Source organism: Anaeromicrobium sediminis (genome assembly GCF_002270055.1).
Lineage (GTDB): Bacteria > Bacillota > Clostridia > Peptostreptococcales > Thermotaleaceae > Anaeromicrobium > Anaeromicrobium sediminis.
On the sequence record NZ_NIBG01000001.1, the window covers coordinates 428,860 to 444,336 of the forward strand.

The 15,477-nt window shown below is 30.7% G+C and carries 18 protein-coding genes; all 18 read right to left on the reverse strand.

What is annotated here, in order from left to right:
- The 18 genes from CCE28_RS02110 to fliY all read right to left on the reverse strand — a co-directional run bounded on the left by CCE28_RS02110 (nt 1) and on the right by fliY (nt 15,476).
- Nucleotides 1-735, reverse strand: coding sequence for a FliA/WhiG family RNA polymerase sigma factor (locus CCE28_RS02110; protein ID WP_095130469.1), 735 nt, complete (start codon nt 733-735; stop codon nt 1-3).
- 17 nt (nt 736-752) lie between these two features.
- On the reverse strand, nt 753-986 hold the full coding sequence (locus tag CCE28_RS02115) for a hypothetical protein (protein ID WP_095130471.1): 234 nt from the start codon (nt 984-986) through the stop codon (nt 753-755).
- A gap of 14 nt (nt 987-1,000) precedes the next feature.
- Nucleotides 1,001-1,486 carry a chemotaxis protein CheD gene (locus tag CCE28_RS02120; RefSeq protein WP_095130473.1) on the reverse strand — a complete coding sequence of 162 codons (486 nt, stop codon included), beginning with the start codon at nt 1,484-1,486 and terminating at the stop codon, nt 1,001-1,003.
- Nucleotides 1,486-2,103, reverse strand: a complete 618-nt coding sequence (locus tag CCE28_RS02125) for a chemotaxis protein CheC (protein ID WP_095130475.1) — start codon at nt 2,101-2,103, stop codon at nt 1,486-1,488. The genes CCE28_RS02120 and CCE28_RS02125 overlap by 1 nt, the downstream gene beginning before the upstream one ends.
- Before the next feature lie 29 nt (nt 2,104-2,132).
- Nucleotides 2,133-2,573, reverse strand: coding sequence for a chemotaxis protein CheW (locus CCE28_RS02130; protein ID WP_095130476.1), 441 nt, complete (start codon nt 2,571-2,573; stop codon nt 2,133-2,135).
- A gap of 19 nt (nt 2,574-2,592) precedes the next feature.
- A complete protein-coding gene (locus tag CCE28_RS02135) occupies nt 2,593-4,656 on the reverse strand; it encodes a chemotaxis protein CheA (RefSeq protein WP_095130479.1) in 2,064 nt (687 codons plus the stop codon).
- Nucleotides 4,657-4,658: 2 nt separating this feature from the next.
- On the reverse strand, nt 4,659-5,717 hold the full coding sequence (locus CCE28_RS21810) for a protein-glutamate methylesterase/protein-glutamine glutaminase (protein WP_176461603.1): 1,059 nt from the start codon (nt 5,715-5,717) through the stop codon (nt 4,659-4,661).
- Nucleotides 5,718-6,386: a flagellar brake protein gene (locus tag CCE28_RS22000; protein ID WP_176461604.1), complete on the reverse strand. Its 669-nt coding sequence runs from the start codon at nt 6,384-6,386 to the stop codon at nt 5,718-5,720.
- Between the two features lie 64 nt (nt 6,387-6,450).
- Nucleotides 6,451-7,365 (reverse strand): MinD/ParA family protein, encoded by a 915-nt coding sequence (locus CCE28_RS02145; RefSeq protein ID WP_095130481.1) that lies wholly within the window; start codon nt 7,363-7,365, stop codon nt 6,451-6,453.
- A complete protein-coding gene (gene flhF, locus CCE28_RS02150; RefSeq protein ID WP_095130483.1) occupies nt 7,358-8,482 on the reverse strand; it encodes a flagellar biosynthesis protein FlhF in 1,125 nt (374 codons plus the stop codon). Before flhF ends, CCE28_RS02145 begins: the two co-directional genes overlap by 8 nt.
- Before the next feature lies 1 nt (nt 8,483).
- The gene (gene flhA / locus CCE28_RS02155) at nt 8,484-10,511 is read right to left on the reverse strand and encodes a flagellar biosynthesis protein FlhA (protein WP_095130485.1); all 2,028 of its coding nucleotides are present in this window, start codon (nt 10,509-10,511) and stop codon (nt 8,484-8,486) included.
- Between the two features lie 11 nt (nt 10,512-10,522).
- Nucleotides 10,523-11,605 (reverse strand): flagellar biosynthesis protein FlhB, encoded by a 1,083-nt coding sequence (flhB, locus tag CCE28_RS02160; RefSeq protein ID WP_095130487.1) that lies wholly within the window; start codon nt 11,603-11,605, stop codon nt 10,523-10,525.
- A 7-nt stretch (nt 11,606-11,612) separates the two neighbouring features.
- Entirely contained in the window at nt 11,613-12,398 is a 786-nt protein-coding gene (fliR, locus tag CCE28_RS02165) for a flagellar biosynthetic protein FliR (RefSeq protein ID WP_095130489.1), read from the reverse strand.
- A gap of 13 nt (nt 12,399-12,411) precedes the next feature.
- Entirely contained in the window at nt 12,412-12,681 is a 270-nt protein-coding gene (gene fliQ, locus CCE28_RS02170; protein WP_095130491.1) for a flagellar biosynthesis protein FliQ, read from the reverse strand.
- 10 nt (nt 12,682-12,691) lie between these two features.
- Nucleotides 12,692-13,456 carry a flagellar type III secretion system pore protein FliP gene (fliP, locus tag CCE28_RS02175; protein WP_095130493.1) on the reverse strand — a complete coding sequence of 255 codons (765 nt, stop codon included), beginning with the start codon at nt 13,454-13,456 and terminating at the stop codon, nt 12,692-12,694.
- 11 nt (nt 13,457-13,467) lie between these two features.
- Nucleotides 13,468-13,791 (reverse strand): flagellar biosynthetic protein FliO, encoded by a 324-nt coding sequence (locus CCE28_RS02180; RefSeq protein WP_176461605.1) that lies wholly within the window; start codon nt 13,789-13,791, stop codon nt 13,468-13,470.
- A gap of 37 nt (nt 13,792-13,828) precedes the next feature.
- Entirely contained in the window at nt 13,829-14,191 is a 363-nt protein-coding gene (locus CCE28_RS02185; protein ID WP_095130497.1) for a response regulator, read from the reverse strand.
- 34 nt (nt 14,192-14,225) lie between these two features.
- Nucleotides 14,226-15,476, reverse strand: a complete 1,251-nt coding sequence (gene fliY / locus CCE28_RS02190) for a flagellar motor switch phosphatase FliY (RefSeq protein ID WP_095130499.1) — start codon at nt 15,474-15,476, stop codon at nt 14,226-14,228.
- Nucleotide 15,477 lies beyond the last annotated feature (1 nt).

Sequence of the window (15,477 nt, forward strand, 5' to 3'; positions counted from 1 at the left end):
CTATATTATATTTGAAAGTTTAGTTCCTAATTTATTTATTGCCTTACTATGAATTTGGGATATTCTTGATTCAGATACATTAAGAATATGGGCAATTTCTTTATAAGTCAACTCCTCATAATAATATAATTTTATAACCATTTGTTCTTTCTCTGACAAATTCTCTAGACTTCTAATTAACTCCGCTTTTATTTCTTCTTTCTCTATGGTCTTGTCTGGGTTATACTCATGATAATTGGATACTATGGAAAAACTGCTATTGTTAGATATTTTTTCTTCAAGTGACACTACCGATAAGGTATGAATTTCATTAAATACATTATCTAATTCCCTTTTACTTATGCCTACATATTCTGCAATTTCCGTATCTGTAGCATATCTTCCTAGCTTATTTTCCAATTCAAAATAAGCTCGTTCAATATTTTTATGTTTTTGCCTTATTGACCTAGGAACCCAATCTAAATTTCTCAATTGATCTATTATGGCTCCTCTAATTCTAATTTGAGCATAGGTCTCAAATTTCACATTTTTATTATGATCAAATTTTTCAATAGCATCCATGAGTCCAAAAATCCCGTAACTTATTAGATCCTCATATTCCACATTATTTCCATAGCTACTAAATAATCTACCAGCCACATTTTTTACTATGGAAACATATTTTAAAATCAATTTCTCTTTTATATGCTTATCTTTTGTCTTTGCATATAGCTGCCATAACTTTTTATCATCCATAAAAAATCCCCCCTAGATTATTTCTTTTCCCCATATTTCTCTACTATATCTAAGGGACTAAACGATTCTTTTTCTTTCACTTCTAACATATTATTGACAAAATACTTAGTAGCAATAAATAAAATTATATAAAGTATTAATCCTCTACTTAAAAATACGGAAAACTCCATTTTTTTAACAATACCTATGATTGCTCCAATTATCATAAACATACTTAAAAGAAAATAATGAAGATATTTCAGTATAAACATTTAGACAACTCCTACTATATTTCTTTTGTACCTTTTCCAATAGTTTTTATGAACAAAATTCCCGTATCTGAATTTATTTCTATAGTCCTTCCAAAATTCCCGCCTGTATCGTCACCTATTAGTCGTATTCCTTTTTCTTTTAAAATTTCTTTGGTAGCAATTGCATTTCTTTGTCCTATTTTCATCAAGTCATTTTTAGTTGAAAAGGAAAACATTTGAGCTCCACCTGCAATTTTACTTACGAGACGAGTTTTTCGTGCTCCAGCCTTAATCATTTTATCTATTAAAATATCCATAGCCGTATCTGCAAACTTTGCTGGATTACTATTATTCTTAATACTTTTACTAGAAGGAAGCATTATATGAGCCAACCCCGCCACTTTACTTATTGGATCATATAGAGTAATTCCTATACAGGAACCTAATCCTAGAGTAGTTAAGCAATCCCCTGATTTTGCCACATTTAAATCTGCCATCCCCACTTTAATTACTTTCCCCATTATTCTAGCACTCCTAAACTCTTTAATAGTATTTCAAAGGATTCTACATCTGGGATTAAGAAAAAATATCCTTTTATATTATTGTTCCCCTCATTTAACTCTGTTTCTATTAATAAAACCTTGTCTCCAACTTGCCCATATTGAATTATTGGTACACTTAGTATTGCTCCTGCCATATCGACAGTCAAAGAAGGAATGGAAATTTTCATATCTAATTGAGTTAAAGTAGTTAATGAACGTACATATGCACCTGATAAAATATTCCCAACTTCCTGTAAGGCAGATATGTCCCATTCGCTTAATTCTTCTACATGGTCCTCCTTATTCATAAGCATATTGGCTAATTTTTTTGAAGAATCCATATTTAATAAAAACATTATGTTTCCATTTATATCTCCATCCACATCAAAATTAATACCACATATTTTTTTTTCAGCTCCCCCTAATAACTCAGTAACTTCATTAAACTCTAATATGTCTACTTTAGGAACCTTCATATCTATTCTTTTATTTAACATAGTGGCTAAGGCTGTAGTTGCATTTCCTGCTCCTATATTTCCTATCTCCTTTAAAACATCCATTTGTTCATTATTTATTTCATCTAAAGTTATTTTCATAATTATCTTTCTCTCCTTAAATAAAATACTTAACTTTGTAAAATCCCTTCTATGTCCAATAATATTATGATTCTGTCTTTGTCTTTCCCAATGCCCTTAATGTTTTTTTCTGATATATTCTCACTTACCTTTGGTGCATCTTCTAATTGTATTTCATCTAAACTTATTACTTCTGAAGAAGAATCTACAAGTAATCCTACAATAATTTCATCACATTTGGTTATAATTATCCTACTTTCACTAGTTACTTGAACATTTTCTAGATTTAATCTGGTTCTTAGATTTATTACTGGAATTATTTCTCCTCTTAAGTTTATTACTCCCTCCACATAAGCTGGCGAATGGGGAACTCTAGTAATATCTATGACCTTCTCTATAGTTTGTACATTATGAATATCAATTCCATAATATTCTTTTCCCAATTTAAATAATACATATTGATTTTCTAGTAATTGCACATTTTCACTCATGTATATCTACTCCTTTAACTTATAGTAATGAATTAGTATCAACAATCAGCGCTACTTGACCATTACCTAAAATAGTAGCTCCAGCTATAATATTAATTCCTGCTAAAAACTTCCCTAATGACTTTATAACAATTTCTTGTTGGCCAATAAGACCATCTACAATAAATCCAGCCACTTGTTCTCCCTTTTTAACCACAACTACAATTAAATCTTCCTTATTTTCTTCATTTGTACTTACATCTAATATTTTTTCCATTCTTAAAAGTGGGAGAGTAGTATCTCTATATAAAACAACTTCTTGTTCTTGAATTTTCCTTATATTCTCTGATTTAATAGTTACTATTTCCTTAATAGAGTTTAATGCTATAGCATATTTTTCTTCCCCTACATTAACCAATAAAGCTTGTATTATGGCTAAAGTTAAAGGTAGCCTAATGATAAATTTCGAACCTCTAAGTCTTGTACTTTGAACTTCCACTGCTCCACCTAAAGATTCTATCTTTGTTTTTACTACATCTAATCCTACGCCACGTCCTGAAATATCTGATATTTTGTCAGCAGTAGAAAACCCTGATTTAAATAATAATTGCAATGCATCTCTATCATCTATAGTGCTCATTTGCTCTTCTGTAATTAATCCATTATCTTTGGCTTTATTCTTAACCTTATCTATGTTAATTCCGCCACCATCATCTTCCACTTCAATCACTACACTATTACCATCTGGATAAGCTATTAACTTAACCGTACCAATCTCTGATTTTCCATTTTTAATTCTTTCCTCTGGATTTTCTATTCCATGGTCTATTGAATTTCTTATTAAATGGATTAATGGATCTCCTATTTCATCTATTACAGTTCTATCTACTTCCGTTTCTTCTCCAGACATAATTAAAGAAATCTCTTTACCTAGTTCTTTAGATAAATCTCTTACCATTCTAGGAAATCTGTTAAATACCCTTTCTATAGGAACCATTCTAACCTTCATAACAGCATCATGTAAGTTAGTAGTAATTCTTTCTAAATATTCAATGGACTCATTCATATCTTGTTTTTTAGTAGTCTCTTCCATATCAGTAAGTCTTGATCGAGTTATTATTAATTCACTTACTAAATTCATCAAATTATCTAATCTATCTATATCTACTCTAACGGTCTTTCCTAATTTTGGTTTAGAGTTTCTTGCTTTTTCTTCTTTATTAGCTGTTTTCTTAGGTTCTATTTTTTTCTTCTCCGCTTTTACTGTCTCTTTTACAGGTTCAGTTACAGTTTCCTTTGCTTTTTCCATAATTGTTTCTATATGTACATTTTCGATTTCAGATATACTTTTTATTCTTTCTAATATTTCATTTCCATCACTTCTTGATATGATTACTAATTCAAAGGTATATTCAAAATTTTCATCCTCTATATCTTCTACAGTAGGATTAGCTTTTACAATTTCTCCATCTTTTTCAAGGGTATTAAATATGATAAATGCTCGTGCAGATTTTAGCATGCAATTTTGATTTAATTCTATTTTTAACTTAAAAGAATTAAACCCATCTTTCACAGATTTTAATATGGCATTTTTAGTAAATTCATCAATTTCAATCTCTATACGTCCGTTCTCATTAAGTTGAACCTCTTCTGTAGTTTCTATAGTATTTTCTACAGTAGCTGCCACTTCTTCCTTTACTTCCTCTACAACTTGAGAATTTTCTGGATTAATGGCTTCATGAAGCTTTACTAATAAGTGTGAATAATCCTTATCTCCTTCACTTCCAGTTTCCACTATGTTGTTAATATATTCTTCTAGTACATCTAAACATTGAAATAATACATCTATTATATTATCAGTTATTCTTACTTCACCACTTCTTACAGATTGTAATATATCTTCCATTTCATGGGTGAAATGAGCAATTTTACCAAAACCCATAGTTGCAGACATTCCCTTTAAAGTATGGGCTACTCGAAAAATTTCATGTACTAACTCAATTTCATCTTTATCATTTTCTAGTTTTAGTAGTGCTTCATTCATATTTTGTAAATTTTCTTTAGATTCTTCTATAAAAATTTCTAAATATTGGTTTATATCCATGACTATACCCCCACTATTTTATTTATCTCATCAGCAATATCCTGCAAAGATACAATTTTATCAACACACCCTAGGTTTACAGCCGACTTAGGCATTCCATAAACCACACAGCTTTCTTCATCTTGAGCAATAGTTGTGGCTCCCTTTGACTTTAAATTCACCATGCCTTTAGCTCCATCAGAACCCATACCTGTCATTATGACTCCTAGTATATCTGTAGAAACTTCATTAGCTGCAGAGTCAAATAATACATCTACAGAAGGTCTGTGACCTGAAACTGGCTTATCTGTTGAAAGTTGTATTTTATACCCACCACTAACCTTTTTTATTTTCATGTGCCTATCTCCAGGTGCAATATAAGCATGTCCTGGCATTAAAATATCATTATCCTCAGCTTCTTTCACATTAATTTGTGATAAGTCATTTAACCGTTTTGCCAAGGATTTAGTGAAACCGGCAGGCATATGTTGTACTATTAATAAACTTCCTTGGATATTCTTTTCTATGTATGGTATTACATATTGAAGTGCCCTAGGACCACCTGTAGATGTGCCTACTAACACAACTTTATTTAATTTAGTATTAAATGTTTTATGAATACTTTTAGTTGAATCTACTTTTGTTTTATATGTCCTTCTAATTGATGTTCTTTTTCCTATTCTCACTTGTGATGCAACCTTAATTTTCTCCGTAACTTCCATTTGTACATCATCATTATTCATTTTAAATATATTAGTAGGTTTAGTTATAAAATCTACGGCACCTACTTCCAGTGCTTTTAGAGTTGCGTCAGCTCCCTCTTTAGTCAAACTGCTAAGCATTACCACAGGTAATGGCTTATTTTTCATTATCCATTCTAAACACTGAATTCCATCCATTATGGGCATCTCTACATCCATAGTGACCACATCTACATTAAGTTTGTCTAACTTTCCAATGGCATCTTTACCATTTTTTGCCGTTTCAACTACTTCTAAATCCTCATGTGAGTTTATAATATCTGATAATATTCTTCTCATAAATGCAGAATCATCTACTATTAAAACTCTCTTTTTTTTCATTTATATCAATCCTTTTTTTCTCATTTTTCTTTGGGTATCAAATATAAATTTTACTATTTTTTCTCTATTGTTAACACTTATATCCTTATACTTTAACCCGACTTCGTACTGGGAGTATAATTCTTCATATAAAGTACATCTCAAAACTTCCGCAATAACTTTAATTGGTTCCTTTTCACTTTTAATAATTAATTCAATAATAGTTCCCTTATATATAGGTTCTTTACATAATACTCTTATGCCACCACCGCTTATATCTTTAGACAATCCTTCTATTACCTTAATAATTTCTCCCCTATCATTGTTTATATGCATTTCCACATTTAGTACCATATCTAGTCTATAATAGTCCCGTCTTTGGACCTTCTCAATATCACTTATTTTTATTACTTTTAAATATGGTATGTTTCCTTTATTACCTCTATCTATTACTTGTACTTTAAATCCATAGGAGGCTGTTCCCTTTTTTGTATATATTAATTTTATCTCATCTTTTACACTAATTGGCCTTATTGTTCCTTTGCTTATTGGAATTCCTACTAATAAACAATTTTCTGATATAATATCTATCACTTGACTAATAAGCTTCTCTTTTTTATTTATATTTAGAGTTTCTAATAACTCTATTTCTAATTTAGTACCAACTTCGGGCATTTGATTATTTGTCATCACTCTACCTACCTTCACTTAGTATTATTAAGTATATAAGCCTTTATATAATCTATCTAAGTGCTTATCTATTGATAAAATCTTTTTTATATCCTGATACAAGCTTATTTATAAATTTCTTAAACCCACCTGCTTTGTAACTATCCTTTTCCTTTTTCTCTACTATACTACTTGCAATTACTTTAATGCCTTTACTCACTGTAGAATCAGGATAGCTTAAAGTAAAAGGTTTCTGCATCTTTACTGACTTTGAAACCATATTGTCATCATACAAAAAACCTATTTTTTTCAGTTTAGTGTTCAAAAACCTTTGACTAGTAATATTTAATTTGTTAAATACCTCTTCTGCCTCATTTTCTGATTCTACCCTATTAATTAAAAGGCGTATATCATTTAAATTATCTGTAGCTATATTTTTAATTAATGCGTAAGCATCAGTAATTGAGGTAGGTTCCGGTGTAGTGACTACAATAGTTTGCTCAGCTGCTCTAACAAAGGATAATACAGTACTGTTAATTCCTGCGCCCGTATCTATTAGAATATAATCGGAAATTTGGCCTACTTCATCCAAATCTCTTACTAGTGGACTCAGCTCCCTTTCAGTTAAATCTATAAGTTCTTTCAACCCAGATCCCCCTGAAATGAGATTTATTCCCTTAGGACCTTTAGCCATTACTTCCTTAAGAGTCTTTCTTCCGTTTATAACATCTGCCAAAGTGTATTTCGGTATAACTCCCAAAATCACATCTACATTAGCCAGACCTATGTCTGCATCAATTATAGTGACCCTATATCCCAAGTTTATAAGTTCTAATCCTAAATTTATAGTAAAATTAGATTTTCCAACACCACCTTTTCCACTAGCTACCGCAATTATTCTAGGCTCGTGTCTAGCTTCATTATAAGGTTGGAAATTCCCATCTACTACTACATCCCTTTTCTTTATAATATCTCTTAACTTTTTAGCTTGATCATTCATTAAATCCACCTACAATATTTTCTGCTATCTTCTTTGGATTAGCAATTTCTATATCATCTGGAACACTTTGTCCATTAGTCATATAAGATAAATTCTTTTTAGAGTATAATTTTGCATTTAAAATATTAGCATAATTCCTACCTTCATCTATCTTTGTAATTATTATTTTATAATCTTCTACAAATTTATAAGCTTCCATTATATCAATCATATTCATATAGGAACTTGTATTACTAAGAACTAGATAGATTTCCGGTTCTTCCAATAATTCTATAATTTTTTTCACTTCCTCTAGCTGTTCTGAATTATTGTGATTTCTACCAGCAGTATCTATTAAAATTACATCCTTATCTTCATAGTTGTCTATAGCATTATTGATTTCTTGCGGTTCATACACTACAGAAACTGGCACATTTAATATTTCTGCATACACTTTTAATTGTTCAACAGCAGCAATTCTATAAGTATCTGCTGTAATAAATCCCACTTTCTTTTTTTCGTTAATTATATATTTTGCTGCTAATTTAGCTAATGTGGTGGTTTTTCCAACCCCCGTTGGGCCCATAAAGACTATTATCTTTTGTTTTTTTATCTCCAGATCTTCCTTAACTTGTCCCAAAATTTCCTTTATTACATTTTCAATTCCCTTGTTAATAAATTCTTCATTTCCCCTCGTAAAGGTTAATCTCTTATTAACAATATTCATTATAGTATCTACTGATACCTTAGATAGTCCTGAATTGATTAAATTATTATAATACTCCATATACATATTATTACTTATATCTTCTTCATTCCCTTGCATTTTTCCTTCTTTAACAAAATTTGACAAGATATTTTCTATATTTTCTATTTTATCCTTTAATTCTCCTAAGTTTTCATTAGGCCTATCTTTAAAATTATCTAATATGAATTTATTATCTTTAATGTTAGTAGGTTCATTTTTCCCTTCATCGACGGCAGCCACTACTTCATGTAGTGGCTTTTTAAAGATACCTAAAATACCAGACTTTTTAATTTTTCTAGAGTGCAATATTATTGCATCACTTCCCAATTCTGTCTTAACTTTCATCATTGCTTCATATGAAGTTTTACCAATATATCTTTTTACTTTCATTTTATACACTCACCATCCCAATTGACCTTACTTCTACCTTAGGGTCCATTTCATTGTAAGAAAGAACAACTATCTCACTACTTAGCTGCTCCGTTAGTTTTTTAAAGTAGAACCTCACAATAGGCGAAGTTAATATTATAGGCTGCTCACCTATAGAAGTAGCCTTTTCTATTTCTCTAGCTAATCTATTTAGTATATTTTGTGCAAAGGACGGCTCTAAATTCAAATAAGAACCATGTTCAGATTGTTGTATAGATTTTACTATTGACTGTTCTAATTCTGGATTTAAAGTTATTACTTTAGCCATATTATTTTCTATAAATTGTTTTGTTATGGCCCTATATAACCCTTGCCTTACATACTCAGTAAGCATATCCGTATCGTTTGTAATAGGAGCATAATCCGCTAAAGTTTCTAGTATACTAACCATATCTCTTATTGATATGCCTTCTCTTAATAAGTTTGAAAGAACCTTCTGAATGCCTCCTAAAGATATTGCCTTAGGTATAACTTCTTCTACTAAAGCTCCATGATTTTCTTTTATATTATCAATAAGCATTTTAACTTCTTGTCTTCCTATAAGTTCATGGGCATGTTTTTTCACAATCTCTGTTAAATGAGTTGATATTACAGAAGATGAATCTACCACAGTATATCCAAATATTTCTGCTTTTTCTCTCTCATTTTCTTCTATCCACTTAGCAGGTAGGCCAAATGCGGGCTCTATCGTATCTATTCCCTCAACATCACCTTCTGCCATACCTGAATTCATAGCTAAATAATGATCAAACATAATCTTGCCCTTAGTAATTTCTATCCCCTTTATTTTAATTAGGTACTCATTAGGTTCTAATTGTATATTATCCCTTAATCTTATCATAGGAACTACAATTCCTAATTCTAAAGCACATTGTCTTCTTATCATAACCAATCTATCAAATAAATCTCCTCCTTGCTTTGGATCAGCAAGGGGTATTATTCCATATCCAAATTCTAATTCTATTGGGTCCACTTGAAGGAGAGGAATTACATTTTCTGGTTTCCTTATTTCACTAGCTTCATCCTTTTCCTCTTGTATCTCCATTTCTTCCGTTTCCTCTGTTATAGTTTCTTTTAATATAAAACCAAGGTATACAAATACTGCTGCCAATATAAATAAAGGCAATTTGGGTAGACCTGTAAAACCTAAGAACATTAAAACTCCTGCAACGATAAACATTATTTTAGGTTGATTAAATAATTGTTTAATTACATCACTACCTAAATCTGAATCTGAAGCTGCTCTAGTTACTACAATACCCGTCGCAGTAGATATTAATAAGGCTGGTATTTGACTTACTAATCCGTCTCCTACAGTTAATAGGGTATACTTTTGCAGCGCCTCGAGAAAACTAAGTCCACCACCTATCATACCCAAAACAAATCCAGCTCCTATATTAATAACCGTGATTATTATCCCTGCTATGGCATCTCCCTTAACAAATTTACTAGCTCCATCCATAGCTCCATAAAAATCAGCTTCCTTTTGAATTTTTTCTCTTCGTTCTTTTGCTCCCGCTTCTGTTATTATGCCTGAATTTAAATCTGCATCAATGGCCATTTGCTTACCTGGCATTGCATCAAGGGTAAATCTTGCTGAAACTTCAGAAACCCTTTCTGCACCCTTGGTAATTACCATAAACTGTATAATTACAATGATCAAGAATATGATAAAACCAACAACAGCATTTCCACCTATAACAAATTCTCCAAAGGCCTCAATTACATCTCCTGCATTTCCTTTAGATAATATCATTCTAGTAGTTGAAATATTTAAAGATAATCTAAGTAATGTAGTTAACAATAACATGGATGGAAATATTGCAAACTGCAAAGGTTCCTTATTATATATGGAAATTAGCAATATTAATAGAGCCAGTGCTATATTCATACTCAATAAAAAGTCTAGCAGCCCTAAGGGAACTGGTATTATAATTATTACTACTACTGCTATTACTGCAAGGGATACTACTATATCACCAAACCTCATTTTTTTGCCTCCTAGTTCACATTCTTAATCTTATATACATAAGCCAAGACTTCAGCAACTGCCTGGTATAAATTAGGAGGAATATATTCTCCTATATCCACACTAGCATAAAGAGCCCTTGCCAAAGGCTTATTCTCAACTGTGATAACTTCATTTTCTTTAGCAATTCTTTTTATATTTTGAGCTATAAGATCCTTTCCCTTAGCTATGACCATGGGGGCTTCTTGCTTCTCATTATCATATAAAAGAGCTATTGCATAGTGAGTTGGATTTGTAATTATTACATCTGCCTTTGGAACTTCTTGCATCATCCTACTCATAGCCATTTTTCTCTGTCTTTCTTTAATCTTTCCCTTTATTTTAGGGTCTCCCTCCATTTGCTTATATTCTTCTTTAATCTCCTGTTTACTCATTTTTAAATCCTTCTCAAATTGCCACTTTTGATAGAAATAATCAAAGAAACCTAATACTAATAGTATGACACTTCCTCTGATTCCAATTGCCACAGCTCTATCAAACATGTACCCTCCAATTTGACTTACATCCATATCTATTGCATTTAAAAAATTCACTGCCTCTTTAATTATATATTTAAATAAAACATATCCAACTAGACTAATCTTTAATATGGACTTAAAAAATTCTACCACATTTCTAATTGAAAATAATCTCTTAAAACCGCTTATAGGATTTATTTTATTTAAGTCAAATTTAAGACTTTTAGTTGTAAATAAAAAACCAATTTGCATATAGTTACAAGCTAAACCAGTAACAAGGGCAATTCCAGCAATTGGCATAAAAATTTGTAAAATTTTAACGATAACATTAATAGACAATGCAGTAGCTGTCTTTATTGTAAAGTCATCCACATATTGTATTTCAAATAACATATTTTTAGTAAAAGTAGCTATATTTGTATATATATATGAACCCAAAAATTTTAAAGCCACAAATACAACGAGTAGTACGAAAGCTGTATTTATTTCTTTACTCTTTAATACTTGTCCTTTATCTCTAGCTTCTTTTCTTCTCTTCGGGGTAGCTTTCTCTGTTTTTTCACCTGAAAATAGTTGCAAATTTATTTCTAACTTCATTCTTATATCATCCTCTTGTAAGACTATTGAACAACTCATATATTGATTCAATCATTCTATCAGATATATTAGTATATATTCCTAAATATATAGGTAGTAGTATGATTAGTACTGATAGACCCACTATTATTTTAAGGGGCATTCCTACTACAAAAACATTCATTTGAGGCATAGTCCTAGCAAGTATTCCTAATAAAACATTTGCTAGGAATATGGAAACTATAACAGGTGCAGCAATTTTAAAGGCAATAATAAAACTTGTGGAAAATATTTTAGTAACCAAATCTAGTATAAACGTGCCATTAATCGTGCTACCTATAGGTATATATTTAAAACTATCTACTATGGCATATATTACCTTGTGATGAGCATTAGAAGATAAAAATACCAATACAGAAATTAAATAGAAAAAATTAGCTGTTAAGGGCACTTGTGTATCATCTTGCGGGCTTATCACGTTAGCCATAGAAAAACCCATTTGCAAATCTATTATAAACCCTGACATATACACAATTGTATAGTACAGATAAGCTATCATTCCTATACTCATACCTATAATACTTTCTTTTAAGATATTAAGTCCAAATGATAGAAACGTACTATTATCAATCAAATTTGGAATTTCCATGAATGGAAATATTATTATTGCTATTAAAAAACTGAGTATTATTTTAATATTGTTTAGTATGATTTTATCCCTAAAAAATGGAATGCTCACTATTATTCCAATAATTCGTGATAAAACTAATAAAAATACATCCTTATTGTTTAAAAATTTTAATACTATATCCATATTTCATCCTTATTTATTGTATATACTTGTCTATATTTAAAAAAAGACCTTCTGTATAATCCACTATAGTATTTAATATCCATGGTCCAAATACTATAATTGCAATTAATACTGATAGTATTTTAGGAACAAATGTCAAAGTTTGTTCCTGAATTTGTGTAGTCGCTTGAAATATACTTATGGCTAGTCCCATAAATAAAGATAACATAAGCATAGGAGCAGCTAATAAAATTACTTTTGTCATTGATTGTTGTAACAATTCTACAATTAAACCTTGACTCATTTTCCCACCTCTAATTAAAACTTAGCATTAATGATTTTATTATTAAATTCCAACCATCTACCAATACAAATAATAGTATCTTAAATGGTAATGATATCATCACTGGTGGTAACATCATCATTCCCATAGACATTAAAGTACTGGCTACTACCATATCAATCATTATAAATGGAATAAATATTATAAACCCGATTTGAAACCCTGTCTTAAGCTCACTTATTATAAAAGCTGGTATAAGAGCCTTATTGGGAATATCCTCTAAAGTGGCAGGCTCATCTGAATTAGATATATTAATAAATAATGCCAAGTCCTTTTCTCTAGTTTGCCTAAACATAAACTCCCTTAAAGGCTCCATACCATACTCAATGGCTTCCTCTTGAGATATTTGTTCATTTGTATATGGCACTATAGCTTTCTCATTTATTTCAGTAGCTATAGGAGCCATTACAAAGAACGTTAAAAATAAGGCTAAACCAACCATTATTTGATTTGGTGGTGTAGTTTGAGTTCCAACTGCCTTTCTAATAAAGGACAAAACTATTATTATTCTAGTAAAACATGTCATCATTATTAATATGGATGGAGCAAGAGCAAGTATAGTAAATAGAAATAAAATTTCAATGCTACTAGATACTTCTCTTGGCGTATTAGCTTTTCCTAAACTTAATCCTATCTTAGGAATTGATAAAGTAGTTTCAGCATAAGACCCATTTGTTGACATAATTAATATAATTAGTACAAGAAAAACAATCTTGATTTTAGGAAAACTCTTCATATTTTTCGTCCTTATCTTTTTTTGTATTTTATAGCTTCATTTATCTTTCCTTTAAATATTTCTTTAAAATCAAAACTTTCCTTATCTTCTTTAAATTTTTCTATCGTTTCTTTTGAAATTTTTTCTATAAAATTTATTTCATTTTTTCCTATGGCTAATATGTAATATTCATCTAATATTTCAACTATATTTATAGATTTATTTACACCTAAGTTAAACTTATATATAACTTTAAATGGTGCTTTACCTATAAATTTATTACTCTTACTAACTAATAAATTAGTAACAAAGTAAGTTAATCCTAATACTAACAAGAAGCTTATGAAAGCACTCAAATAATATTTAAAGTTAATTTCAACTTCCCCTCTCTATTTATCCTAAAACTTTTTTAACAGCTTCTATAATTCTATCTGCCTGGAATGGCTTTACAATAAAATCTCCTGCACCAGCTTGTATAGCTTCAATTACCATAGCCTGTTGTCCCATGGCAGAACACATAACAATTTTAGCTGCCGGATTTATCTTCTTTATTTCTTTTACTGCTTGAATTCCATCTACTTCTGGCATAGTAATATCCATTATGACTAAATCAGGTCCTAATTCTTTATATTTTTCAATAGCTTTAGCTCCATTTTCAGCCTCACCTAAAACATTATATCCATATTTTGTTAAAACATCTTTTACCATCATTCTCATAAATGCTGCATCATCTACTACTAAAATTCCTTTTGACATATAAATTCCTCCCTATCAAAGTTAATAATTAATATTATTTTTTGTTTTGTTTTACTATGTCTGTAACTCTTATACCATAGTTTTCATCAATTACTACAACTTCTCCCTTTGCCATAAACTGCCCATTAACTAGTATATCTAAGGGCTCTCCAACTAATTTATCTAGTTCTATTACCGTTCCTGGAGAAAAGGATAATATTTCACTAATCTTTTTTGTAGTTCTTCCAAGTTCAACAGTAACTTCAAGTGGCACATCTCTTATTAATCCAATATTTCCTCTTTCAGCATACTTTGGTGTATCATCAAAAGAATCAAATTGTACTGGCTGAACATTAACAGGTTGTGGTATATTCACTTGAGCAGTACTAGCTAATGCTGGTTCATGGTTTTCTATAGGCGCATTATATAAAATACCAGGAGAAGCTTGAGTATTATTTATTTCCCTTTGAGTATTATTTGTACCCCTATCTATATTATCATATTTTGTAATATGATTGCTATTATCTGTCGACTCTTCTACAAAATTTATTTCAGTTTTTACATCTTCACTTATTTCTACACTTCCCATAGATGCTTCATATAAGGATTTCACCATGTTTTTTGCAAACTCTATAGGGATAATTTGCATTATTTCACTATCTATTAAATCTCCCACTTCCATCCTAAAGGCTACTTTTACAATTTGATCGTCATAGTCTATAAAATCGAAGGACTCTAGGCTTTTAGCAAAGTTTGCTGATATGGCCTTTGGGGGATTAATATCAATTTTATTATTAAACATTTCTGATAGGGATGTGGACGAAGATCCTACCATTTGATTCATGGCTTCTCCGATGGCACTTAGATGAAGCTCTGTCAATTCACCAGCAGTATTTGTTCCATCTCCTCCCATCATCAAATCTGTTATTATCTTTACATCTTCTTCCTTTAAAACTAAAAGGTTTGTCCCTTCTATCCCTTCTTTATAACTTACTTCTACTGCAACGAAAGGAATAGGATATTGATTTGCTAGTTCATTCATACTAAGCATAGTTACTTTAGGGGTAGTTATATTTACCCTCTGCCCTAGTAAAGTAAATAGAGTAGTAGCAGAAGTTCCCATACTTATATTCCCAAGTTCTCCAAGTGCATCCTTTTCATCCTCAGTAAGAGTTGCACCATCAAGGCTATTGGTACTACCAAAGTTATTCGTCCCAAAGTCACTAGGAGCTGAAGCTGGTGCTGGTGCTTGAGAAGTTCCGTTAAGTAGAGCATCTATTTCTTCCTGTGAAAGCATGTCTGCCATA